This is a genomic window from Paraburkholderia sp. JHI869 (assembly GCF_038900775.1).
Lineage (GTDB): Bacteria > Pseudomonadota > Gammaproteobacteria > Burkholderiales > Burkholderiaceae > Paraburkholderia.
In genome coordinates, this window is the sequence record NZ_JAYMSC010000003.1 from 18,299 (window position 1) to 42,155 (window position 23,857).

Below are 23,857 nucleotides of genomic sequence, written 5' to 3' on the forward strand. Positions count from 1 at the left end.
AAGGCTTGTTGAAAGCTTGCGGCGCTGCGCGCGCCGGCTTACCCGCTATGTGGTACGCATCGGCTGATCGGGCAGCGCGACGAAGAACGTCGAGCCCGCGCCCTCGGTCGATTCGACCCAGACGCGCCCGCCATGGCGCTCCGCGATACGCTTGGCGAGCGCGAGGCCCGTGCCCTGCCCAGGCGATTCGCCGCCGTGCAGGCGCTGGAAAGCGCGAAACAGCTTGGGCAGATACGCTTGCGCGATGCCTACGCCATTGTCGCGCACAAAATAGGTCCGCGTACGCTCGCCAGGCTCTGCGGCCTCTGTTTTTCCTGCGTCTTTTCCGGCGCCTTTACCGGGTTCGCCGGCGGATTGGCCGCCGGCCTCGAGCGCGCCGATCTCGACCCGGCCCGGCCGCGCTGGATCGAGATGGTGCAGCGCATTCTCGATGAGGTTGCCGAAGATCTGCTCGAGTGCGGCCGGGTCGCCCCACGCGGGTGGCAGCTCCCCCACTTCTATGCGCGCAGCCTGCGCGCGTTCCTCGGCGAGACCGCCCAGCACGCGTTCGACGAGCCGCGCGACGTTCACGCGCTGCCAGCGGTATTCGAGACGCCCGGCGCGCGAAATGCGCAGCAGCGCGTCGATGATGGCCGAGGCGCGCGCCACCGCCAGGCGCAGGAATTTCAGCGATTCGTCGACATCGCCGTCGAGCACTTCGGCCATCGCGCGATACTCGTGCTCGGGCAGCCCCGCCGAGTCGACCTGCGCGCGCAAGTCGTCGCAGGATACCTGCAGTTCCTTCGAAAAACCCTGCAGGTTCACGAGCGGCGAGCGCAAATCGTGCGACACGCTGTAGATGAACATCTCGTTGTCCTGACTCTCCTGCCGCAAATGCTCGTTGGCGCTCGCGAGGTCCGCGGCGCGCGCCTGGAGCTGCACCTTCAGTGCGGCCTGCTCGCGCTCGGCCACACGCAGCCGCGCGCTCGTCTGATGCAGCACCGCATCGAGTGCGGCGATTTCGTCGTTGCCCGTGAGCGGCGGCGCGAGCGGCGCGCCGTCGCCCAGACGCTCGGCGTTCGCACCGAGCGCGGCGAGGCGCACGCCCACGTTGCGCGCGAACGCCATGGCCGTGAACGCCCAGATCAGCATCGAGCCCACCACCGCAAAAATGAGCGCATTCTGCTGGCGCTCGCGCGTCTCGCGCAGCATGGCCGCGCGGGCCTCGTCGAGCCGCGTTTCCTCGGCGATGAAGTCGCCCAGCACCTCGCGCACCGTCTCGATCTCGGGCGGCATGCCGTTGCCCGCCACGCGCGCGAACGGTGCGCTGTGGCCCATGCGCAGCGCATCGGCAATATCGCCGGCTTCCTTGCGCCATGCATAGGCGGCATCGCGCATACGCTGGACGCGCGCGAGTTGGGGAGGATTGTCGGCGACCATGCGCGCGAGCAACGTGATGCGGTCGGAGAATTCAGTCCAGACGGCGTGGCGATCGATGAAGGAAGGGTCTTCGAGCACGATGCCGGTGCGCACGCGCGCCGCTTCGCGCAGCAGCGGGTCAACGAGACTGTTGGCTTGCCAAAGGATTTGCTGCGTGTTTTCCGCGCGTTTGGCCGCGAGCGCGGCCTCCCCCTGGGTGTCGAACACGACGCCGAGCAACGCCAGTTCGACGGCGCTCGGAATCGCGATCAGCAAGAGCCCCTTGGCGAAGAGTTTCATGTCGGTCTGGTTCTGTGGCGGGTCCGGGCGGCGCCGCGCTCACCAGAACCGCAACATTATCTGCGCGATTTTTCGGGATGACAATGTATGTGACACCACACACCTCTCGTCGTGGAAAACCCGCTTTTTTGCGGCAATTCGCCACACCGAGCGGACACACAGGTCTATTATTGAGACGGAGACAAGCGAGAGAGCGCCGGGATATCTACATGAGCGCGACGTGCGATCCGGCATGGCGTTTGCGAACGCAATGAGGGTGTCGAGACAGGGGCAGCAAGGCGGGCCGCGCAGGCTGGGTCGCTTCAGCGGTTCGTGCGCCAATAAAGCGGACCGTCCCCATCTCTATCCTCGTGAACGCAGCAAATCCGTGTGCTATAAAGGATCGACGTGCGGCGCACCAGTCCGGGAGTGGTCGCATGGGAACGCTGCGTGTACTGCAATCCAACTTTTTCAGGCGAATTTTTATGTCCTTCCCGAAAAAGCGCAAACGCGTCAAGGCTGACGGCGACGAGTCATTTCTCGCCGTGCTGAGCCATTTCAAACCGTTTGGCCAACTGGATACCAAGATTGCGCGCGCGCGTGCGCAGGACGAGCCAGTGCTCTATGCGCATGTCCTGCCGGGGCTCGATGTGCTCCTGTGCAGCGTGCGCGGTGCGCAGCCGCCCTATCCGGGCACGAGCGAATTGCGCAAGCGCTGCATCGAATCGATCGCTCACGCGCTCGAGCAGCCGATCGAAGGCCTCGAGAACGGCGGTTATTGGTATGAGGCGGACGGCTTCGGTTTTCTCGTGTTCGCGAGCCGTGCGCGCGGCCGGGTCTTGCCCGAGTTCGGCGCAGCGCGTCCGACCATGACCACACGGCGGGTATCGCGCCGCCAGGACGCCGCCGGCGACACCGCCCCCCGCTCGTTGCGCTAAGTTGCGCTAAGCCGCGCTTTCCACGAAGTTTTCTGCACTGCTGCGCCGGGGCGATTTACCCGGCGCAGCAGCGTCTGCACGTCAGCCTTCCCGATTCAGCTTCCCTTGTAGAGCGGCTCCTGCCCCTGCGTCGGCTTGCCGGCCGACGCAGGCGACGCCGTGCTGGGCGTTGCCGGGCTCGCTTTCGCGCCCCGGTCTTTCTTGTCAGACGCGGCGGCACCGCTCGCGCCCGCGCTACTGAGATCGGGCTTCGGCAACGCGTGCATCTTCTGGCCCGGCGGCGGCGCCACAGGATGCTGATGCATCTGCGCGAACAGCGCGTCGCACGGCAGCGGCTTGTTGTTGCTCGGCGCGATCAGCGGAATCAGCGCGGCGAACGGGTTGAGGAGCCCCAGCCCGATCATCGCGCCGCCGCGCAGCGCCAGCGCGGTCGCATCCACGCCCACGTGCGGATTCTTGAACGTGCCCTTCGCGTAGAGCGGCGAGCGCAGCGAGAAAACGCGGAAGCCCTTGGTGTGCGGATGGATCTTCATGTCCATCGACTCGTCGCGCAGGTCGATCGGACCGTCGATGTCGATCACGGCGTCGTCCGTGTCGAGCGCGAACACGCGCGGATCGAGCACGCCGTTGGTGGCGACGAAGTCGGCCGCCGCGCAGTTGATCTTCACGTCGCGCGAGCCGAACAGCTTTTCGTAGACCACGTTCGCCACGTTCAGGCCCGCCGCCTCCATGAGCAGCATGCTGATCTCGCCCTGCGTGACGAGCAGTTTCACCTCGCCGTTCGAGGTCGCGGCGAGCGCCGCCGGCGAGTTGCCGGTCGCCGTGAGCGAAGCGTCGCCGTTGATCTCGCCGAGCGCCGACTGCATCGTCTTGAAGTTCGGGAAGAGCTGTTTGAGCTTCAGGTGACGCGCCTCCAGCGTGCCGCGCGCCTTGAGCGGCGCACCGCTGCCGTCGAGCGAGACGCGCATGCCGAGCGTGCCGCCCGCCACGCCGAACTGCAGCGGATCGAGCACGAGCACGCCGTTCGTCAACACGACGTGCGTGTAGAGGTCCTGAACGGGCAAACTGCCCTGCTTGATGATGCGCCGGCCCGTGAACTTGACGTCGGCGTCGATGGCGCTCCAGCGGTCGGTGCGGAATGGCTCGACCGGAATCACGCGATCGGCCGGCTGATTGACTGTGTCGCCGCGCTTTTCCTTGCTCGCCTTGGTGTCTGCGCCGATGATCGGCGCGAGGTCCGAGAACTGCAGCAGGTTCGAAACCAGTTCACCCGTCAGGAGCGGCCGTGGCGAGCGTTGCTGGTAGACCACCGTACCGTTCAGATCGCTGCCGCCCACGCGGCCCGTGAAGTTCTCATATCGGAACACGCTCGCGCCGCGCTTGAAATTGCCGACGAAGCGCCCTTCCGTCGCATACGGCGGCGTTTCCGGCAGCGTCACGCCGGTAAGGTTGTAGAGGTGCGCGAGGCTCGGCCCTTGCAGCCACAGGCGCAGATCGACGGCAGCCAGATGCATGGGATCGGTGAGCGTGCCGACCAGCGCGATGTGCATGTCGCCCGCGCGCACGTCGGCCTGGATCGGGAACGGACGCTTCGCGTCCTGCAGGGCGAGCACGCCGCCGAGCTTGCCGTTGCCCGAGAGCGCCGTCTTGCCGTACGTGCCCTTGATCGTCCAGCCGATCGCATAGAACGGCTGTTTCATCGGCGGCTGTGCGGGCGCCGCGCCCGAGCCGGCGATGGAGCCGCTGGCACCGCTCGCGGCGAGCGTCTGCGAGCCCGCTGCGGGCGCGCTTGTTGCCGCCGTTGTTGTGCCGGCGCCGCTCGCGCCAGCCGGCACGCTCGAAGCCGCCGCCGCACTAGCCTCGCCCACCTCGCTCGCCGCGCTGGCAGCCGCCGCCTCCGAAGCCTGTTCCTTCTGCACCTGTTGCGTGAGCCGGTTCGCGCCCGCACGGCCTATGACCTGCGCGGAACCCTGGCGCGACGCCGCTTCCTGCTCCTCCATCACCTTGCCGATCGGGATACCCTGCCCGAGCAGGCTCACCGCGATCTTCACGTCGGTTTTCGTCTGCTGATCGCTCACGTCGATGTTGCCGCTCGAGAACGTGATGTCGTGCAGATCGAGCCGCCATGTGGACGGCCCGCTCGAGGCGGGCAGCTTGAACGTCCAGTTGTTGCGCCCGTCGACAAGACGCTCGACGTCGATGGACGGATTCACGAGATTGATCGCCGGAATCACGATGTCGTGCGCGAGAAGCGGCAGCACGGCCACCTCGAAGTCGATCTCGTCGAGCGTGGCGAAGTGCGGGGACTTCGTCCAGTCCGGATTGGCGATCTCGATCTGCGTGGCGGAAAAGCGCGGCCAGGGCACCCAGGCGCGCCAGCCCGTTTCGCCAGGCGGTTTTTGCCAGCCCACCTTGAGATCGCCTTCGATCGCGAACGGCCGCCCGATGGCCTCGGTGACCTTCTCGTTCACGTAGGGTTTGGCGTGGTTCCAGTCGAACGTCAGGATGAAAACGACGAGCACGGCAATCAACACGACGACAACCGCGACGAGCCATGCGATGATCCTGGCGAGCGTGCGGCCAAGGCTGAAGGGCTTGGGCTGCGGTGACGTCATGCGTACTCCACGTTCTACGTTGTTGTTTGGCCTGCTATGTTGCAATACCGCAAGAGCAGTCAGCGTGCCTGGTTAGATCTGCATGACTGCCTCTCGCGGCTTGCGGGCCAGTCATGTTTGCAATCTTTCGATGCTCAAGCACCCTCATTCTCCCCCACCCCACGCCGACGGCGCACCGCTCGTCGAGGTGCGCCAGATCGCCCGGCGCGACGCGCAACGCGGCCAGTGGCTGCTGCATCCCACCGATTTCGCACTGCGCTCGGGCGAGCGCGCCGTGCTGACGGGACCGTCCGGCTCCGGCAAGAGCGTGTTCCTGCGCGCGCTCGCGCTGCTCGACCCGCTCGACGGCGGCGAGGTTCGCTGGCATGACCAAGCGGTCACGCGCGGGCGCATTGTCCACTATCGGCGGCATATTGCGTACCTGCGGCAGCGGCCCGCGCTGCTGGACGGCAGCGTCGAGGACAACCTGCGCTACCCCTATACGCTAGCGGTCTACCGTGACGCGCGATTCGACGCGGCCCGCGCGAGCGCCCTCTTCGCCGCCACCGGCCGCTCCCGCGACTTCCTCGCACGCGATACTTCCGAGCTTTCTGGCGGCGAAGCGCAGATCGTTGCGCTCGTGCGCGTACTCCAGCTCGATCCCGAAGCGCTCCTGCTCGACGAGCCGACCGCCTCTCTCGACCCCGAATCGGCGCGCGCCGTCGAAGCGCTGGTGGCGGGCTGGTTCGACGAGGCGCACACGGCGCGCGCCACGGTCTGGGTCTCGCACGATCCCGCCCAGGCGCAGCGCGTGGGCGAGCGGCATCTGACCATGCGCGCGGGCGTGCTCGAAGAACCCGCCACGCGCGCGGCATTCACTCAGGGAGCCGCGCAATGAGCCCCGGCGTGCTGCAGAACCTCGGCATCGGCGACGTCGCCATTGCGGCGCTGCTCGTGTTCGTCAACGGCGCGGTCTCCGTGCTGCTCAAGCTCGACCTCGAACGCAAGCTGGCGTGGGCCGCCGTGCGCACCGTCGTGCAGCTGCTCGCGATCGGTTACGTGCTTGGCTGGGTATTCGCATTCAACCGCTGGTACGTCGTGCTGCCGCTCATGGTACTCATGACGCTGATCGCCGGCTTCGCCGGGGCGCAGCGCGGCGCACGCACCTACGGCGGGCAACGCGCGGACAGCATCGTGTCGATCTGGGTGAGCGCGTGGCTCGTGGCGGCGGTCGGGCTCTTCGTGGTGATCCGCATCCGGCCGTGGTACGAGCCGCAATATGCGATTCCGATTCTTGGGATGATTCTCGGCAACACGCTAACGGGCGTGTCGCTCGGCGTGGAGCGCATGATGCAGGAGCTGACCGCGCGGCGCGACCGTGTGGAGAGCGCGCTCGCGCTGGGCGCGACACGCTGGGAGGCCGCGCAGGCGAGCGCCCGCGAGGCCGTGCGCGCCGGCATGATCCCGACGCTCAACCAGATGGCCGTGGTCGGCGTGGTGAGCCTGCCCGGCATGATGACGGGCCAGGTGCTCGCGGGGCAATCGCCGCTGCAGGCCGTGCGCTATCAGATCGTGATCATGTTCCTGATCGCTGCATCTTCGGCGCTCGGCACGGTGGGCGCGGTGCTGCTCGCGTACCGGCGCCTCTTCTCGCCGGAGCATCGCTTTCTCGTTGCGCGGCTTATCGAGCGCAAAGCGCGCGCTTAAGCCTGTGCGGCGCGTGTGACACATGCGGCCGGCCCACTGCGCCGGCCATCCCGCTCGCGGCGCGCCCTAGCGCTGCGCCGAAATCGTGATCTGCGTGCCGTCGCTGAGCTTGAGCGTCTTCGCGGTGCCGTTGGTGGGCATCGTGAGGTGCGCGACCTCGCTATGCGCGACCACGGCAGGGCACGTAATCGATGCGCCGTTGCTCGACACCGACTGCGTGCCGTGCGGCGCCTGGGCACGGAAGCTCACCTGCACGGTGGCCGTGCCGTTGCTCGCGACGATCGGCGCAAGACGCACCTGGGTCTGCCTGACCATCGCGCCGTTCGCGTCGAGCGGCAATGAGGCGTAGTCGGGGCAGCCTTGCGGCGTGGCGACCGCACCGCCCGGCGGCGTGGTGCGCCACGTGAAGTCGTCGGTGTCGCCCGAGCGCAGCGTGCGCGTTTCCTGAGCGTCGCCGAACGCCTTCGACGCGACCCGCACGGTGTAGCGGATCGGCCCGTCGGTGGCGGCCTTCGAGGTAACCGTAATCGGCGTGGCCGCGAGCGCGGGCAGCGCGATGACGCAGGCAGCGGCGAGGACACACTGGACGAGCGCCGCGCGGCGGCGGCGAGTATGGCGGGAGCTGCGGCAAGGCATGCGTCACCTCCTGGCGGGAACGGCCGCGCCCGCGAGCGAAAAGCGGCGTACACAACGAACGCGGCAAGCCGCGCTGGCGGTACGACGCTCCGCTCCCGTGCGGCGGATGGTCTGTTACCAGTCTAGCGCGCTGCGCGTCGCCTTGCGCCGAGCGCATGCATCGAACGGACCAGGTTTTATCCTGCTTGTCATCGCGGGCAATTTGCTTGCCGTCCGACAGCGCGCGGCGATGCGCCGGCTTCGTCCACGTTGCCGATCCGTCGTGCATAGGCGCCTTTCGAAGCCGGCTCGCTGCACGTCACTTCCCTGCAGACTCAAGAGTCAGCGTCAGCTCCGCCGTCAACTTCTGGCGCACGCGCCCATAGGCCGCCCAGGGATCGGCTTGCTCGACCTGGGCGAGGCGTGCGTCGATGGTCGCAAGCGTCCATTGCGCGCCACCCGTCGTCGACTCCAGTTCGTCCCAGCCGATCGGCACGGACACGCCCATGCCCGGCCGCGCCCGCACGCCATACGCGAGCGCCGTGCTTGCGCCGCGCGCATTGCGCAGATAGTCGATGAAGATCTTCTTCTTGCGGTGTTCGGGGCCCATGGTGGCCGTGATCTGCGTGGGCCACACCGAGGCCAGATGCTGCGCAACCGCGCGAGCGAACGCCTTCGCGTCATCCCAGCCCGCCTCCGGCGTGAGTGGCACGACGATATGCAGTCCTTTGCCGCCGCTCGTCTTGCAAAACGATTCGAGCCGGAGATCCGCAAGCAACGCGCGCGTGGATTGCGCCACCTCGATCATGCGGTCCCAGCCCAGCGCTGGATCGGGGTCGAGGTCGAACACGACCCGATCGGGCCGCTCGATGTCGTGGACACTGGCGTTCCAGGTGTGCAGTTCGATCACATCCATTTGCGCGGCGCTCACCAGCGCTCTCGCCGTCTCGATCGTAAGCAGCGGCGGATGGCCCGGGTCGAGCCCTTCGTGTTCGGTGAGTTCGGGCAGCGGCGCGCGCCCGCAGTGGCGCTGGAAGAACATCTCGCCGCTCAGGCCGCGCGGTGCGCGCACGAGCGACACGGGGCGATCTCGCAGATGCGGCAGCATCCAGCGCGCGGCGCGCTCGTAGTAGCGCACGAGTTCGAGCTTGTGGGTGCCGCTGTCCGCATCGATGACGCGCCTTGCGCTCGTGATGCGTATGCCGTCGATTTCGCTTTCGGCGGAGTCGTCGCGCCGGCGCCGAGCCGTGCGAGGCAAGCGGTGCACGGACGCGGCAGGCGTGGCCGGCGCGGCGGCGTCCGATGTCGGGGCCCGCTCGCCGCGCGGCGTTCGGGCAGATGTCGTGGCTGGGGCCTTGCGAGCGTCCTGCATACCGGTTCCCCCCCGGCGCCTTCGCGCACATGACGCGTCGCGCGACGCGAGTCGCGACACGTTCGGTTGACGGCATGCGGCAGCCGCCCCCGTCTGACCGCCGCACGAGCTTTCATTGTGCCTCGATTGGGAGCTTTCGTCGCTGCAAGGTGATCGCAAACTTACGCCAAAAACGGGGAAACATCCGCCACCTCCAGAAGCGCGAAGGACGGCGCATGCGACCGCCACGGTCAGCGGGAAGTTACAATGACGGCCTTTGCGGCGCGCTGCAGGGAGCACTGCAGGACCTGACACGCGCGACTGCGCCCTTTTTCATCCGATTCATCCGAACCCTCCGACGACGCGTGCGTCGGCTTTGCCCGTGCTGCCATGAACCTCGTCATCCAGAGTCCCGCCCCGCTCGACACCGTCCATCACAAGCCGCTCCTCGGCCTCGCCCGCGGCAGCCGCCTCACGCAGATCGACGCTCACGCGCTGCGCATCGAGCACGCCGAGCCGGCCCAGCGCGCCGACCTCGAGGTCTACTGCGGCACGCACGAGCTTGACTATGCGTTCGTCGAAGCGGGCCGCGCGCTGGCCGATTTCGGCCTCGTGGCGATGGACATGGACTCGACGCTCATCACGATCGAATGCATAGACGAAATCGCGGACTTCTGCGGCCTGAAAGCCGAGGTTGCAGCGATTACCGAAGCCTCGATGCGCGGCGAGATCAAGGACTTCAACGAAAGCCTCACGCGCCGCGTGGCGCTGCTCAAGGGGCTCGACGCGAGCGCCCTGGAACGGGTGTATGAAGAACGCCTGCAACTCTCGCCGGGCGCCGAGCAGATGCTCGCGGGCGCGAAGGCCGCGGGACTGAAGACGCTGCTGGTCTCCGGCGGCTTCACATTCTTCACCGAGCGCCTGAAAGCGCGTCTCGGGCTCGACTACACGCGCGCCAACTCGCTCGAAATCGTCGACGGCAAGCTCACGGGCCGCGTGACTGGCGAGATCGTCAACGCCGACGTGAAGGCACGTACGCTCGCAGAAACCTGTGCGGAGATCGGCATCGACCCGCGCCGCGCAATCGCAATGGGCGACGGCTCGAACGACCTCAAGATGATGGGCGTGGCGGGCTTGTCGGTCGCGTTCCGCGCGAAGCCGGTGGTGCGGGAAGCCGCGAGCGTCGCGTTCAACTTCGTCGGGCTCGACGGGCTGCTGCGTCTTTTCTGATTCGTCTTTTTTGCCGCGGCCAGAAACAGCAACGACCGCTCGTGTCCCTTTGGACGCGAGCGGCCGTTATCGGTTTGCGCAGTCTATTCAGGCGTACTGGCTTTTTCCGCAAGCCTCGCGAGCGCGCGCTCGATATCGGCGCGCAGATCGGCTTCTTCTTCAAGACCGATGTAGAAGCGCACCAGCGTGCCGCGATGCGGCCAGCTCGCTGCCGTGCGCATGGAACCGACGTCGTACGGCATGGCGAGGCTATGCGCCCCGCCCCAGCTCCAGCCCAACGCAAAGAGATCGAGCGACTCGCAGAATCTGTCGATTTGCGCAGCACTGTAGCGCTCGTCGAACACCACGGAAAAGAGCCCGCCCGCGCCTGTGAAGTCGCGCTTGTAGAACTCGTGGCCCGGGCAGTCTTCGAACGCCGGGTGCAGCATCGCCGCGATTTCGGGGCGCGTCTTGAGCCATCCAGCGAGTGCGAGCGCGGTGCGGTCGTGCGCCTCGAAGCGCGCCTTCATGCTCGGCAGCGCGCGCAGCACAAGCGAGCAATCGTCGACCGAAACGCCAATGCCAAGCCGCATGCGGGCCGCCTTGAGCTTGAGATAGAGATCTCGGTCGGCGGTGATCGTCGCGCCCATCAGCACGTCGCTGCCGCCCGACTGGTACTTCGTGAGCGCCTGCACCGAAATGTCGATGCCGTGCTCGAACGGCTTGAAAGCCAGGCCCGCCGACCACGTATTGTCGATGGCCGTCACGACGTTGCGCGCACGCGCCGCCGCCGTGATGGCGCGCACATCGGGCACTTCCATCGTCACCGAACCGGGCGCTTCCAGCCAGATCAGCTTAGTGTTCGGCTGGATCAGCTCGGCGATGCCTGCGCCGATCATCGGATCGTAATAGCGCACGGTGAGGCCGAAATCGCGCGCAAGCCAGTCGCCATGATCGCGGTTCGGCGAATAGACGTTATCGGGGATCAGCACGTCGTCGCCTGACTTCAGCAGTCCGAAGTAGACGTTCGAGATGGCCGAGAGACCCGAGGGTTGCAGCAGCGCATGCTCGCCGCCTTCGATCTCGGCGATGCGCTTTTGCAGCATGGCCGAGGTGGGCGTGGCGTGCAGGCCGTAGCGCCATTGCGCGTCGTTGCGCCAGTCGAGCGCGCGAACCGAGGCGAGATCGGGAAACACCACGGTCGAAGCCCGCGTGACAGGCGCGGCGAACGACTCGAAGCCGGGCGTGAGGTCGTCTTGCGGGTGAATGATGCGCGTCTGCAACGCGCGGCTGGAGTCGGATTTGGTCATGTCGGAGCGAATACGGTTGAGGCGCGAGGACGTTGCGGCGCGCGGCTTGCGCGGGTGGCGCGCGCAACGCCGCATACCGAAGAGTAACACCCGCAGCGGCGCTTATTGCCCGATGACGAGATTGCCCACGCCGTTCACAGCCTGAGCGCCATTAGGAGTCGATGCGGGCGCGGGAACCGCACCGGTCGACACGGCCGGAGCCGCGGACCCCGCGGCGAGCGGCTTCAGATCGAATGGCACCGGATGGGAATCGTCCGGGTCCATCCGGTCGCCCGAAAGCGTGCCGTCCTCGGCGAACGTGCCCACCCAGTTACCGGTGATATGCGTGCCGTCGTTCGAATCCTCGGCTTCGAGCGTGGCGTCCGAGCGGTCGCCGGCGATCAGGACCACCTCGCCGGTATCCGTGAACTGGTATTCGCCATGCACGCCAGTCGGGTCGTCGTCGCCTGCCTTGGCGCCAAGGCGCATGACGATCTGGCGCTTGCCGAGCGTGCCGACGTATTGCGGCAGCTTCGCGAACTCAGGGTTCGGCTTGAGCGTGGATTTGACCGGCGGCGGCGTGCTTGCGTCCTGCGCGCGCGCCGCGAGCGGCAGCGCGAGGACCATGGCCGCCGCAGCCGCGGCCACGATCCATCTGCGCGCCTTGCTGGCGCTGCCCTGTCGGGCGGCCGCGCGCTGCGGCCGCTGTGCTTGCGTCACAACTTCCATCTGAATCGTTCCTTCACTTGCACAGCGGACTGTGGACGCGCACGCGTCAGATGCGTTCGAAGATCGCGGCAATGCCCTGGCCGCCACCGATGCACATCGTCACGAGCGCGTAGCGGCCCCCGATACGCTGCAGTTCATAAAGCGCCTTCACGGTGATGAGCGCGCCGGTCGCGCCGATCGGGTGGCCTAGCGAGATACCCGAACCGTTCGGGTTGACCTTAGCCGGGTCGAGTCCGAGTTCCTGCGATACCGCACAGGCCTGCGCCGCGAAGGCTTCGTTCGCCTCGATCACATCGAGGTCGCTGACCTTGAGGCCCGCGCGTTCTAGCGCCTTCTGCGTAGCCGGCACCGGGCCAATGCCCATGTATGCCGGATCGACGCCTGCATGCGCATACGAGACGAGGCGCGCAAGCGGCTTCACGCCGCGCGCGCGGGCGGCGTCGCCGCTCATCAGCAGCACCGCGGCCGCTGCGTCGTTGATGCCCGACGCGTTGCCCGCCGTGACCGTGCCGTTTTCCTTCGCGAACACCGGCTTGAGCTTCGAGAAGTCTTCCAGCGTGGCGCCTTGACGCACGTGCTCGTCGGCATCGAACAGCACCTCGCCCTTCTTCGACTTGAGCGAAATGGGCAGGATCTGATCCTTGAAGCGGCCTTCGGCGAGCGCGCGCTCGGCACGGCGGTGCGATTCGAGCGCAAGCGCGTCCTGCGCCTCGCGCGTGATGCCGAACTTCTTCGCAACGTTTTCCGCCGTCACGCCCATGTGGATCGTCTGGAACGGGTCGTGCAATGCGCCGATCATCATGTCGACGAGTTGTGTGTCGCCCATGCGCTGGCCGAAACGCGCGGCCGGCATCGAATACGGCGCGCGGCTCATGTTTTCCGCGCCGCCGCCGATCGCGATGTCGGCGTCGCCGAGCAGAATGGTCTGCGCGGCCGAGACGATCGCCTGCAGGCCCGAACCGCACAGGCGGTTCACGGTCAGCGCGGGCGCGTGCTGCGCAACGCCGCCGTTGATTGCGGCCACGCGCGCGAGGTACATGTCCTTGGGCTCCGTGTGCACGACGTTGCCGAACACGACGTGACCCACCGCGTCGCCTTCCACATTTGCGCGCGAGAGCACTTCGCGCACCACGCGTGCGCCGAGATCCGTCGGCGAGAAGTCCTTCAGGCTGCCGCCGAAGTCGCCGATTGCCGTGCGCACACCGCTTGCCACCACTACTTCGCGTTCCATAGTCTTGCTCCTCGTCTTCCTGAATGGATGAATCTTGTTATAGGGGCGCTTCGGGTTGGCGTGTGGCCTGGCCACTGCGCGCTCAGCCTGCGGGCTGACCGGCCAGCAAGCGCTCGACGTCCGCTTGATAAGGGATTGGCGCAACCGCGCCAAAGCCCAGCGTCGAAAGTGCGGCAGCCGCGTTCGCATAGCGCGCAGCCGCGAATGGATCGTCGCCGGCCGCGAGCCGCGCGATGAATGCACCGCCAAAACAGTCGCCCGCGCCCGTGGCGTCTACAGCCGCGACCACGTGGCCCGGCACGACTCGCCGCTCATCGGGCGTCGCGACGTAGGCGCCGTCCTTGCCCAGCTTGAGCGCGACCACGCGAGCACCATGCGCGAGCAGGTAATCGACGATCGCGTCGCGGTCGTCGAGACCCGTGAGCACCGCCACGTCGTCCCAGCTAGGCAGGCAGATGTCGGTGAGGCGCAGCACCTCGTTCATCACGGCGCGTGCGCGCGCGAGCGGCCACAGCTTCAGACGCAGATTGGTGTCGAAGCTCACGCGCACGCCGCTCTCGCGCGCATGCTCGACGGCGGCGAGCGCCGCGTCGCAGGCGCTATCGCTGATCGCCACGCTGATGCCGGAAAGATGCAGCACGCGCGCGGCCGCGATGACGTCGAGCGGCAGATCACGCGGCGTGTATCGGCTAGCCGCCGAGCCCTTGCGCAGATAGTCGAAGGCATGGCCGCTCGGGCCATGCGAGACGAAGTAGACGCCCGTGGGCGCCGTGGCGTCCACGCGCACCGTCGACGTATCGACGCCTTCGCGCGTCCACAGGTCGGTCAGGAGGCGTCCGAAATGATCGTCGCCGACCGCCGAGACGAAGCCCGTGCGCGCGCCCTGGCGAGCCGCCGCGATGGCGAAGTTCGACGTGTCGCCGCCAAAGCCTTGCAGATACTCCGGGCGGTCTTTCGACGACTGGTTGAATTCGACCATGGCCTCGCCATAAGCGAGGACTTGCGGGGCGACGCTCGTCATGCCGGTCAGACCTCGCCCCAGAGATCGTGGCCGTCTGCGCCGGTGATCTTCACCGAAACGAAATCGCCGACCTTGTAGCGCTTCGACGCCTTGGTCGCGGGCGCAACATACACCACGCCGTCGATCTCGGGGGCATCCGCCGCGGTACGGCCAATGCCGCCGTCGGCATTGATCTCGTCGATCAGCACCTTCAGCGTCTTGCCCACCTTGCGCTGGATACGCTTGGCCGACACCTCCTCCGCGACTTGCATGAAGCGCGCGCGGCGCTCCTCGCGCACCTCGTCGGGCAGCGCGCCGTCGAGCTCGTTCGCCGTTGCGCCTTCGACCGGCGAATAGGCGAAGCAGCCCACGCGGTCGAGTTCGGCCTCGCGGATGAAGTCGAGCAGCGTTTCGAACTGCTCTTCGGTCTCACCCGGGAAACCGGCAATGAACGTGCTGCGGATCGTGAGATCGGGGCACATCTCGCGCCATGCCTTCACGCGCTCCATGACCTTCTCCGCGTTCGCGGGGCGCTTCATGCGCTTGAGCACTTCGGGATGTGCGTGCTGGAACGGCACGTCGAGATACGGCAGCACGTGGCCCTTGAACGGACCTTCGGCCATCATCGGAATGACTTCGTCGACGCTCGGATACGGGTAGACGTAGTGCAGGCGCACCCAGGCGCCGTATTGCGCGGCCAGCTCGCCCAGCGCCGCGACGAGATCGGTCATGCGCGTCTTGATCGGCTTGCCGTTCCAGAAGCCCGTGCGGTACTTCACGTCGACGCCGTAGGCGCTCGTGTCCTGCGAGATCACGAGCAGCTCCTTCACGCCGGACTTGAAGAGGTTTTCCGCTTCGAGCATGACCTCGGCGACCGGGCGCGACACGAGGTCGCCGCGCATCGACGGGATGATGCAGAACGTGCAGCGGTGATTGCAGCCTTCGGAGATCTTCAGGTACGCGTAATGGCGCGGCGTGAGCTTGATGCCCGCAGCCGGCACGAGGTCGACGAACGGATCGTGCGGCTTGGGCAAATGACTGTGCACTGCCTGCATGACTTCGCCCACGGCGTGCGGGCCCGTCACGGCGAGCACCTTCGGATGCACTTCCTCGATCAGGTTCGAGCCGCTCGCGCTCGCCTTCTTGCCAAGACAGCCAGTGACGATCACCTTGCCGTTTTCGGAAAGCGCTTCGCCGATGGCGTCGAGGCTCTCCTGCACCGCTTCGTCGATGAAGCCACACGTATTGACGACCACGAGATCCGCACCGTCGTAGGACCCCGAGATTTCGTAACCCTCGGCGCGCAGCTGGGTAATGATCTGCTCGGAGTCGACAAGCGCCTTCGGGCAGCCGAGGGAAACCATCCCGACGCGCGGAGCAGGATTGCGGGAGGTCGTTGATTCAACAGGGTTTTTCACGTGTACGTCCGGATGTGGGGCGCAGGGCATTCGTTGCGCCGCGCGAGGGTCAAGCCAATCCGCCATTTTACCCGTTTGGCGTATCGTGCGGCGCAGCATGGTGGGCGCGCGCCTGGAAGCGCCGGGGTCGGATGGAATATGGACAGGATCAAACTTCGTTCAGCTATTGCTCGCTTGCGAAGTACGCGGCGGGGTAATTTTCGCCCGGTGCGCCTTGCGCACGATCAAGCACACCCTTTCACCGGCTGCGCGGAGAGCGCAAATATGAGAAAGACAATGAACCCGTTTCAGGTCGATTTGCTGAAGTCGGTACGTGAGATGAAAGCCGCCGCTGCGCGAGTCACACGCGGCAAACCCACCGCCGCCGCGCTCGCGCGTGCAAGCGCCGGCCTCTCGCAGCGCGCGTTCGCTGCACTGTTAGGCGTTTCCACCCGCACGCTGCAGGATTGGGAGCAAGGCCGGCGTGAGCCCACGGGCGCCGCACAAACGCTCCTGCGCGTGGCCGTCCTCCACCCCGAAGCCTTGCGCGATTTGCAAGGCGCCGCCCGAAGCTGATAGCGAGGCACGGCGCTGCCGCGCGAGGCCGCGGCGCGCCGCAACTTGCCAGCGCGCGCCACCCGCCATGTGCGCCGCGCCGCTTACTTCTTCTCTTCCTCGCCGCCTTCGGGCGCGCCCTGCGCCGGCGCCGCCGCGCCGCCCGGCGTCACGGGCTTGAACGGGAAGGTGCTGAACATGTTCTTCGCCTGGTTCTGCATCTGCTCCTGCATCTGCACGAACATGTTCTTCGACTGCTCGATGTAGCTCGTCATCATGCCCTGCATCATCGGCGCCTGCATGTTCATGAACTGCGACCAGACCTCGGGGTTCATCGCGTTGCCTTCGTAAAGGCTCTTCGACTGGTCCGCGAGCTTGTTCTGGATGTCGATGAACGCCTGGATGTTCTTTTCCAGGTAGGTGCCCATCATGCCCTGCATCGCATGGCCGTAGAAACGGATGATCTGCGACAGCATCGACGACGAGAACATCGGCAGACCGCCGCTTTCCTCTTCGAGAATGATCTGCAGCAGGATGCTGCGCGTCAGATCCTCGTTGGTCTTCGCGTCGATGACCTTGAACTCCTCCTGCTCCAGCACGAGTTGCTTCACATCAGTCAACGTGATGTACGTGCTCGTCTCCGTGTCGTACAGCCGACGATTCGGATATTTCTTGATGAGACGTTCGGCGGTTTTCTTTGTAGTCGTCATGTGTCGCCCTTGTTAGCGCCAACGCGCGACGGCCGTTGCCGTCGCGCGTTGGTCTAGCCCGTCAAACGTGCCTGCCCCGGTGAGCAAACAGGCCCGCTGCCGTTCTCGATCCCAGCTTCGCGCGTCCCCTGCAGGCGCGCTTCGCTCAGGATCAGCCCATGTGCAACCCGCCATTCAGCGAGAAGTCAGCACCGGTTGCAAAGCCTGACTCGTCGGACGCGAGCCACGCCACGATCGACGCGATCTCCTCCGGTGCGCCAAGACGGCGCACGGGAATCGTCGCGACGATCTTTTCCAGCACGTCGGGACGGATCGATTTCACCATGTCCGTGCCGATATAGCCCGGCGAAACGGTGTTGACCGTCACGCCTTTGGTCGCCACTTCCTGCGCCAGCGCCATGGTGAAGCCATGGATGCCTGCCTTGGCCGTGGAATAGTTGGTCTGGCCAAACTGGCCTTTCTGGCCGTTCACCGACGAGATGTTGATGATGCGGCCCCAGCCGCGCTCGACCATGCCGTCGATCACCTGCTTCGTGACATTGAAGAGGCTCGTGAGATTGGTGTCGATCACGGCCGTCCAGTCTTCGCGCGTCATCTTGCGGAACACCACGTCGCGCGTGATGCCGGCGTTGTTCACGAGCACATCGATTTCGCCGACTTCGGCCTTGATCTTGTCGAACGCCTGGCGCGTCGAATCCCAGTCGCCGACGTTACCTTCCGAGGCCACGAAGTCGAAACCGAGCGCCTTCTGATCTTCCAGCCACTTCACGCGGCGCGGCGAATTCGGGCCGCAGCCTGCGATCACCGTGAAGCCCTGCTTGGCGAGGCGCTGGCAAATGCCAGTTCCGATGCCGCCCATCCCGCCCGTCACATACGCAATACGCTCAGACATAAACCACACTCCATTATCGTTTTCCGGGCGCGTCCTTCAACGGCCCTGGCCTCGCTCCTACCCGCTGCCACCACTCGCGCCGCGCGTTCGTTGCAGCGCCCAGGCGGACCGTTAGCGGCCCGCCCAGGCAGTCGCATCAAGCGTGATCAAGCGCGCTCGAGTGCGAGCGCCACGCCCATGCCGCCGCCGATGCACAGCGAGGCGAGACCGCGCTTCGCGTCGCGGCGCTGCATTTCGTGCAGCAGCGTCACGAGAATCCGGCAGCCCGACGCGCCGATCGGGTGACCGATCGCAATCGCCCCGCCGTTCACGTTGATCTTCGACGTGTCCCAGCCCATCTGCTTGTTCACGGCCAGCGCCTGCGCCGCGAACGCCTCGTTGATCTCCATGAGATCGAGGTCGTTCACCGACCAGCCCGCGCGCTCCAGCGCACGCTTCGACGCCGGCACCGGGCCCATGCCCATGATCTTCGGATCGACGCCACCGCTCGCATATGCCTTGATGCGCGCGAGCGGTTTCAGGCCCAGCGCTTCGGCCTTCTTCGCCGACATCACCACGACCGCTGCCGCGCCGTCGTTGAGGCCCGACGCGTTCGCGGCCGTCACCGTGCCTTCCTTGCTGAACGCCGGCTTCAGGCCCGCGAGCGATTCGGCCGTCACGCCGTGGCGCACGAACTCGTCGGTCGCGAACTGCAGCGGCTCGCCCTTGCGCTGGGGAATCGCCACCGGCACGATTTCTGCGTCAAAGCGGCCCGCCTTCTGCGCAGCCTCGGCCTTGTTCTGCGAGAGCGCAGCAAACGCGTCCTGCTCTTCGCGCGTGATGCCGTATTCCTTCGCGACGTTTTCCGCCGTCACGCCCATGTGGTACTGGTTGTACACGTCCCACAGGCCGTCGACGATCATGGTGTCGATGAGCTTCGCATCGCCCATGCGGAAGCCGTCGCGCGAGCCCGGCAGCACGTGCGGCGCGGCGCTCATGTTCTCCTGGCCGCCGGCCACGACGATGTCCGAATCGCCGGCGATGATCGCGTTGGCTGCGAGCATCACGGCCTTCAGGCCCGAGCCGCACACCTTGTTGATCGTCATGGCGGGCACGGCCGTGGGCAGGCCCGCCTTGATCGACGCCTGGCGGGCCACGTTCTGGCCCGACCCGGCGGTCAGCACCTGACCCATGATCACGTCGCTCACCTGCTCGGGCTTCACACCCGCGCGCTCGAGCGCGGCCTTGATGACGATGGCGCCCAGGTCAGGCGCCGCCACCTTCGCGAGCGAGCCGCCGAATTTGCCTACTGCCGTACGTGCGGCCGAAACGATCACAATGTCAGTCATTTCCAGATCCTCCGGGCGGCTTGATGGCGCGCCATGCGCCCCGCCCGTCAAGTTGTTAATCCGAATTCCACAGCAAGCGAATCAACCGCTTCAATCGCGCTGCTGCACATATCGCCCCGGCGCCGGCTCGATCTCGGGGAATTCCGCCGAGCCGGCCTGCGCACGCGGCTTCACCTTCTTGCCGCCGTATTGATCGAGCCATTCGGCCCAGGTCGGCCACCAGCTGCCGGGCTTTTCTTCGGCAGCGGCAAACCAGTCGTCGGCCTCTTCGGGCAAATGCTTTGCGTCGGCCTCGATGCTCCAGAAGCTGCGCTTGTTCTTCGACGCAGGGTTGATCACGCCCGCGATATGACCCGACGCGCCAAGCACGAATTTCAGCGGCCCGGAAAGCAGCGGCACCGACGCATACGCCGTGCGCCACGGCACGATGTGATCCTCGCGCGAGCCGTAGATGAAGGTCGGCACGTCGACGCGCGAAAGATCCACTTCCTCGCCGCATACCGTGAGTGCGCCAGGCTCACGCAGCTTGTTTTCCAGGTACGTATTGCGCAGGTACCACGCGTACATGGGCCCAGGCAGGCTCGTCGAGTCGCTGTTCCAGAACAGCAGGTCGAACGGCGCGGGCGTGCGGCCCTTCAGATAATTGTCGACGACGTAGTTCCAGACCAGGTCGTTGGGCCGCAGGAACGAGAACGTGTTGGCGAACTCGACGCCGCGCATGAGCCCCGGCGTGCCGCCGTTCTTGCCGCCGATGGTCTGCTCGCGCATCTGCACGTGGGCTTCGTCGACGAACACGTCGAGCACGCCCGTGTCGCCGAAGTCGAGCATCGCGGTGAGCAGCGTCATCGACGCAGCGGGGTGCTCGCCGCGCGCCGCCGCAACGGACAGTGCCGTGGCGAGGAGCGTGCCGCCCACGCAGAAGCCGAGCGTGTTGATCTGCTCGCGCTCGCTGATGCTGCGCGTCGTTTCGATGGCCGTGAGCACACCCTCTTCGATGTAGTCGTCCCAGGAGCGGTCCGCGATCGACGCGTCGCCGTTGTGCCACGAAACGAGGAACACTTGCTGCCCCTGCTCGAGCGCATACGCGACGAGCGAGTTCTCGGGCTGCAGGTCGAGGATGTAGTACTTGTTGATGCACGGCGGCACGATCAAAAGCGGCCGCTCGCGCACGGTGGCCGTGCGCGGCTTGTACTGGATCAGCTGGAAGAGCGCGTTCTCGAACACGACCGAGCCTTCCGTGGTCGCGAGATTGCGCCCCACCACGAAGCGCGATTCGTCGGTTTGCGAGATCTTGCCGCGCGACATGTCGCCGAGCAGATTCATCACGCCCTGGCGCAGGCTTTCGCCGTGGGTTTCGAGCAAGGCGCTCTGCGCGTCGGGATTGAGCGCGAGGAAGTTGCTGGGCGAAGCCGCCGCGGTCCACTGCTGCACGGCGAAGCGAATGCGCTCGCGCGTTTTCGCGTCGGTATCGATCGCGTCGACGAGTTCATGCAGATAGCGCGCGTTGAGCAGATACCACGCCGCCGTGAACGCATACGCAGGCGTTGCCTTCCAGGCGTCGGAGCTGAAGCGCCGGTCCTTGAGTTCGGGCGCCTTGGGCGTGGTGTCGGTGGCCTGGCGCAGCAAGTCGAGCGCGTCGCGCGAATATTCCGCTTGCAGATGCTGAAGCCGCGTAGGTTCGATCGATGCCGTGGGAAGCTTGAAACCTTCGAACGGGTTCGCGCCGCCGAACGGGTTGCCGGCGCCGAACGGATTAGCCGAGGCGAACGGATTGCCCGCAGCGAAGGGGCTGCCCGCAGCAAAGGGGTTGCTCGCAGCGAAAGGATTGCCTGCGGCAAACGGATTGCTCGGCGCACCGTTGCCCGCCGGCGGCCACCAGTTGGCCGCGAGTCCCGCGAAAGGCGCTTGCTGCGCCGCGCCGCCAGTTTGCTGCGCAGCATTCAAGGCGCTCTTCCAGGCATTCGTCCACGCGTCGAGATATTGCTGCATGCCTGCTGCGTCGGGAGCGAAAGGCTGAGTGCCGCGCGTTGCACCATCAGTTGAAGCGCCCGTGCCCGGGGCAGTCTTGGAACGTTGAGATGCCGTCATGCCTGCTTTTGACCGATGTGTCCCGAAGGACTGGTTGAGAGGCAGGTGGTACGCATACGGACGCCGTTGCGGCGCTCGTCACGACCTGTCCCGTGGGTGAAGGACATTCTTGCTCCCCATTGCAAAGCGTGTCAATGCTTGTGCCCGATTTTGCCGCGCTGCGATATTTTTTTAATTATCGTTTTCCCGATGTAATCAATTGTTTAACTGTCGCGACACGTTGCTGTGCTGTCTGGCGCACAAAAATCCGCCGTCGCGGCAAGCGCTTGCAGTGCAATGCGGCAAACGGGGACCCAATGCGCCGTCAGTGACGCCCAGCGCTTTGCGGGAATAGATGCAGCGCAACAAAAATGGCCTCGCCCGGGACGCGCCGCCGCGTTCCATCACGGCGGCGGCGCGTCACGGCAACGTCAGGGATGGAGCCAGATCAGCGCGGCCATGCGGCCGGTGACGCGATCGCGCCGATACGAGTAGAAGCGCTCGCGCAGCGTGACCGTGCATATGTCGCCGCCGCTCACGTGGCGCACGCCGAGCGTATCGAGCCGTAGCCGCGCCAGAGCCGCGAGGTTGGCGAGGTATTTGCCGCTTGCCTCCGGATGTGCCACGAAGGCCGCCGCGGTGGCCGCGCGGTGCGCGTCGCGTCGTGCCCCGTCGAGCTGCTCCACCTGGGTCATGAACGCGTCGCGCACGTCGGCACCGACTTCGAATGCCGTGGGCCCGATCGCTGGGCCGAGGTACGCATGCAGGTCGCCGGTCGCACAGCCCGCCAGAGCCGCGACGCGCTCGGCCGTGCGCTCGATAACGCCCGCGGCCAGCCCGCGCCAGCCCGCGTGCGCGGCGCCCACGGCGCGGCCCTCGGCATCGCACAACAACACGGGCATGCAGTCGGCCACCATCACCGTGCAGGCGATGCCGGGCTCGGCAGTCACGCTCGCATCGGCTTCCAGCGGGGAGCCCGCGCGCGCGGCAGCGAGCGCCTGCGCGGCGTCGACCACCACCGGACCGTGGATCTGCTTGAGCCACGCCGCAGGCACGCCCGCATGTGCGAGCAGCCGTTCGCGGTTCGCCTCGACGTGCACGAGATCGTCGCCGGATCCGCGACCGAGATTCAGGCCGCCGGGAACATCGACGCCCTCACTGCCATGTACCGTCTGCCAACGCCCGAAAGGCGGCTCGCTCACACCGCCGTTGCGCGTCGTCACCAGCGCGCGCACGCGCGGCGAAACCTGCCAGTCGGGATGCAACAAATCGTCGGATGTCAGTTCCGCGCAGGTCGTCATGCGTGCTTGTCCTCGTCTTGCGGATCGTCGTCTTCTTCGTCGTCTTCGTAATCTTCCTCGTCGCTGCCGATCACATAGCCTTCGTCGGTGTAGGCGCTGTCGAACATGTCTTCATCGAAGCCGGCTTCGTCCTCGTCTTCCGCGCCGCCGAAGCCGAGCGCCTCGATCAGCGCGTCCATGTCGTCGGGCACTTCGGCGCGCCATTGCATCGTCCGGCCCGTGACCGGATGAACGAGGCCGAGGCGCCATGCGTGCAGCGCCTGGCGCGCGAAGCCGTCCGGCAATGCGGCGACCGAGCGCTTGCCGCGCGCATGGCCGTACACGGGATCGCCCAGCAACGGATGACCGATGTGCGCGCAATGCACACGGATCTGGTGGGTGCGCCCCGTCTCCAGGTCGCAATGAATGGCGCTCACGGGCTGGTTGTGCCAGAGCGTCTTGTCGATGCGCCGGAAGTGCGTGCGGGCGGGCTTGCCCGAAGCGCCCTTCATCACCGCCATGCGCGTGCGCTCGCGCGGGTCGCGGCCAATGGGCGCGTCGATGGTGCCTTTGTCGGCCATGTTGCCCCAGACGAGCGCGAGATAGCGGCGCTTGACCGTGCGCGCCTGCAACTGGCGCACGAGATCGGTCTGCGCCTGAAGCGTACGCGCGACGACCATCAGCCCGGACGTTTCCTTATCGAGCCGGTGGACAATCCCTGCGCGCGGCAGGCCCGCCGCCGCTTCGCCATAGCGATGCAGGAGGCCGTTGAGGAGCGTGCCGCTCCAGTTGCCCGCAGCCGGGTGCACGACGAGCCCCGCGGGCTTGTTGATGACGACGATGGCGTCGTCTTCGTAGACGATGTCGAGCGGCACCGGTTCGGGCGTAAACGCGAGCTGCTCGGGCAGCAGGTCCGGCACGAGCTCGATGGTCGCGCCGAGCGGCACCGGCTGACGCACCTTGGCCGGCTTGCCGTCCATGCGCACGCGCTGCTCTTCGATCCAGCCCTGCAAACGGCTGCGTGAAAATTCCGGAAATATTTTGGCAAGCACCTTGTCGAGGCGCTCGCCTGCGAGCTCATCAGGCACCTGAATCGAGCGCGGTTCCTCGCCGGCGCGCGCACGCGGGGCGCGAGCGGCGTCCTCGCCTGCGCGTTCGTCGTCGAGCGCCTTACTGGCGGCTGCGTCATCGGGCGCATCGCCCAGGCTATAATCGCTGATGCTGTTTTGGGCGCCGGGAGCGCCGGCCCCCGGAATAACTGTACGGGTCATTGAGTCTGGGTCACCTG

At 66.4% G+C, this 23,857-nt stretch carries 20 protein-coding genes; 5 read left to right on the forward strand and 15 right to left on the reverse strand.

Translation table 11 applies throughout. The annotated features are described in order from the left end of the window. Positions 1–45: 45 nt before the first annotated feature. Positions 46–1,698: an ATP-binding protein gene (locus VSR72_RS06500; protein WP_342951609.1), complete on the reverse strand. Its 1,653-nt coding sequence runs from the start codon at positions 1,696–1,698 to the stop codon at positions 46–48. 416 nt (positions 1,699–2,114) lie between these two features. Here VSR72_RS06500 and VSR72_RS06505 point away from each other — a divergent pair, with 416 nt between their 5' ends. Continuing rightward, the gene (locus VSR72_RS06505) at positions 2,115–2,615 is read left to right on the forward strand and encodes a hypothetical protein (RefSeq protein WP_342951610.1); all 501 of its coding nucleotides are present in this window, start codon (positions 2,115–2,117) and stop codon (positions 2,613–2,615) included. Between the two features lie 95 nt (positions 2,616–2,710). On the opposite strand, the gene VSR72_RS06510 is transcribed toward VSR72_RS06505, so the two are convergent. After that, positions 2,711–5,230 carry an AsmA family protein gene (locus VSR72_RS06510; RefSeq protein ID WP_342951611.1) on the reverse strand — a complete coding sequence of 840 codons (2,520 nt, stop codon included), beginning with the start codon at positions 5,228–5,230 and terminating at the stop codon, positions 2,711–2,713. A 130-nt stretch (positions 5,231–5,360) separates the two neighbouring features. On the opposite strand from VSR72_RS06510, the gene VSR72_RS06515 reads away from it, so the two are divergent. Together VSR72_RS06515 and fetB are read left to right on the forward strand one after the other, a co-directional pair. Next, positions 5,361–6,107, forward strand: a complete 747-nt coding sequence (locus VSR72_RS06515) for an ATP-binding cassette domain-containing protein (RefSeq protein WP_342951612.1) — start codon at positions 5,361–5,363, stop codon at positions 6,105–6,107. Beyond that, positions 6,104–6,916: an iron export ABC transporter permease subunit FetB gene (gene fetB / locus VSR72_RS06520; protein ID WP_342951613.1), complete on the forward strand. Its 813-nt coding sequence runs from the start codon at positions 6,104–6,106 to the stop codon at positions 6,914–6,916. The genes VSR72_RS06515 and fetB overlap by 4 nt, the downstream gene beginning before the upstream one ends. Before the next feature lie 66 nt (positions 6,917–6,982). Here fetB and VSR72_RS06525 read toward each other — a convergent pair whose 3' ends face one another. Then, positions 6,983–7,552 carry a DUF6013 family protein gene (locus VSR72_RS06525; RefSeq protein ID WP_342951614.1) on the reverse strand — a complete coding sequence of 190 codons (570 nt, stop codon included), beginning with the start codon at positions 7,550–7,552 and terminating at the stop codon, positions 6,983–6,985. Between the two features lie 298 nt (positions 7,553–7,850). After that, positions 7,851–8,903 carry a non-homologous end-joining DNA ligase gene (gene ligD, locus VSR72_RS06530; RefSeq protein ID WP_342951615.1) on the reverse strand — a complete coding sequence of 351 codons (1,053 nt, stop codon included), beginning with the start codon at positions 8,901–8,903 and terminating at the stop codon, positions 7,851–7,853. A gap of 369 nt (positions 8,904–9,272) precedes the next feature. Here ligD and serB point away from each other — a divergent pair, with 369 nt between their 5' ends. Next, positions 9,273–10,112, forward strand: coding sequence for a phosphoserine phosphatase SerB (gene serB / locus VSR72_RS06535; RefSeq protein ID WP_342951616.1), 840 nt, complete (start codon positions 9,273–9,275; stop codon positions 10,110–10,112). A gap of 83 nt (positions 10,113–10,195) precedes the next feature. Here serB and VSR72_RS06540 read toward each other — a convergent pair whose 3' ends face one another. From VSR72_RS06540 to rimO, 5 genes are all read right to left on the reverse strand, one after another. Further along, entirely contained in the window at positions 10,196–11,401 is a 1,206-nt protein-coding gene (locus VSR72_RS06540) for a cystathionine beta-lyase (protein WP_342951617.1), read from the reverse strand. 102 nt (positions 11,402–11,503) lie between these two features. Next, entirely contained in the window at positions 11,504–12,109 is a 606-nt protein-coding gene (locus VSR72_RS06545) for a hypothetical protein (protein WP_342951618.1), read from the reverse strand. Between the two features lie 46 nt (positions 12,110–12,155). Continuing rightward, positions 12,156–13,340: a beta-ketothiolase BktB gene (gene bktB, locus VSR72_RS06550; RefSeq protein WP_342951619.1), complete on the reverse strand. Its 1,185-nt coding sequence runs from the start codon at positions 13,338–13,340 to the stop codon at positions 12,156–12,158. A gap of 82 nt (positions 13,341–13,422) precedes the next feature. After that, complete coding sequence (locus VSR72_RS06555; protein WP_342951620.1) at positions 13,423–14,361, reverse strand: sugar kinase; 939 nt, start codon at positions 14,359–14,361, stop codon at positions 13,423–13,425. 5 nt (positions 14,362–14,366) lie between these two features. Next, on the reverse strand, positions 14,367–15,704 hold the full coding sequence (gene rimO / locus VSR72_RS06560) for a 30S ribosomal protein S12 methylthiotransferase RimO (RefSeq protein ID WP_342951621.1): 1,338 nt from the start codon (positions 15,702–15,704) through the stop codon (positions 14,367–14,369). A gap of 318 nt (positions 15,705–16,022) precedes the next feature. On the opposite strand from rimO, the gene VSR72_RS06565 reads away from it, so the two are divergent. Beyond that, the gene (locus tag VSR72_RS06565; protein WP_342951622.1) at positions 16,023–16,313 is read left to right on the forward strand and encodes a helix-turn-helix domain-containing protein; all 291 of its coding nucleotides are present in this window, start codon (positions 16,023–16,025) and stop codon (positions 16,311–16,313) included. A gap of 83 nt (positions 16,314–16,396) precedes the next feature. On the opposite strand, the gene phaR is transcribed toward VSR72_RS06565, so the two are convergent. The 6 genes from phaR to VSR72_RS06595 form a co-directional block, all read right to left on the reverse strand. Then, positions 16,397–17,002: a polyhydroxyalkanoate synthesis repressor PhaR gene (gene phaR, locus VSR72_RS06570; protein WP_233881611.1), complete on the reverse strand. Its 606-nt coding sequence runs from the start codon at positions 17,000–17,002 to the stop codon at positions 16,397–16,399. Positions 17,003–17,153: 151 nt separating this feature from the next. Continuing rightward, the gene (locus VSR72_RS06575; RefSeq protein WP_342951623.1) at positions 17,154–17,894 is read right to left on the reverse strand and encodes a 3-ketoacyl-ACP reductase; all 741 of its coding nucleotides are present in this window, start codon (positions 17,892–17,894) and stop codon (positions 17,154–17,156) included. Between the two features lie 146 nt (positions 17,895–18,040). Further along, positions 18,041–19,222: an acetyl-CoA C-acetyltransferase gene (locus tag VSR72_RS06580; protein ID WP_342951624.1), complete on the reverse strand. Its 1,182-nt coding sequence runs from the start codon at positions 19,220–19,222 to the stop codon at positions 18,041–18,043. Between the two features lie 90 nt (positions 19,223–19,312). Next, on the reverse strand, positions 19,313–21,211 hold the full coding sequence (phaC, locus tag VSR72_RS06585; protein WP_342951625.1) for a class I poly(R)-hydroxyalkanoic acid synthase: 1,899 nt from the start codon (positions 21,209–21,211) through the stop codon (positions 19,313–19,315). Between the two features lie 509 nt (positions 21,212–21,720). Next, entirely contained in the window at positions 21,721–22,590 is an 870-nt protein-coding gene (gene pgeF, locus VSR72_RS06590) for a peptidoglycan editing factor PgeF (protein WP_342951626.1), read from the reverse strand. Further along, on the reverse strand, positions 22,587–23,840 hold the full coding sequence (locus tag VSR72_RS06595; protein WP_342951627.1) for an RluA family pseudouridine synthase: 1,254 nt from the start codon (positions 23,838–23,840) through the stop codon (positions 22,587–22,589). The genes pgeF and VSR72_RS06595 overlap by 4 nt, the downstream gene beginning before the upstream one ends. Positions 23,841–23,857: the final 17 nt, after the last annotated feature.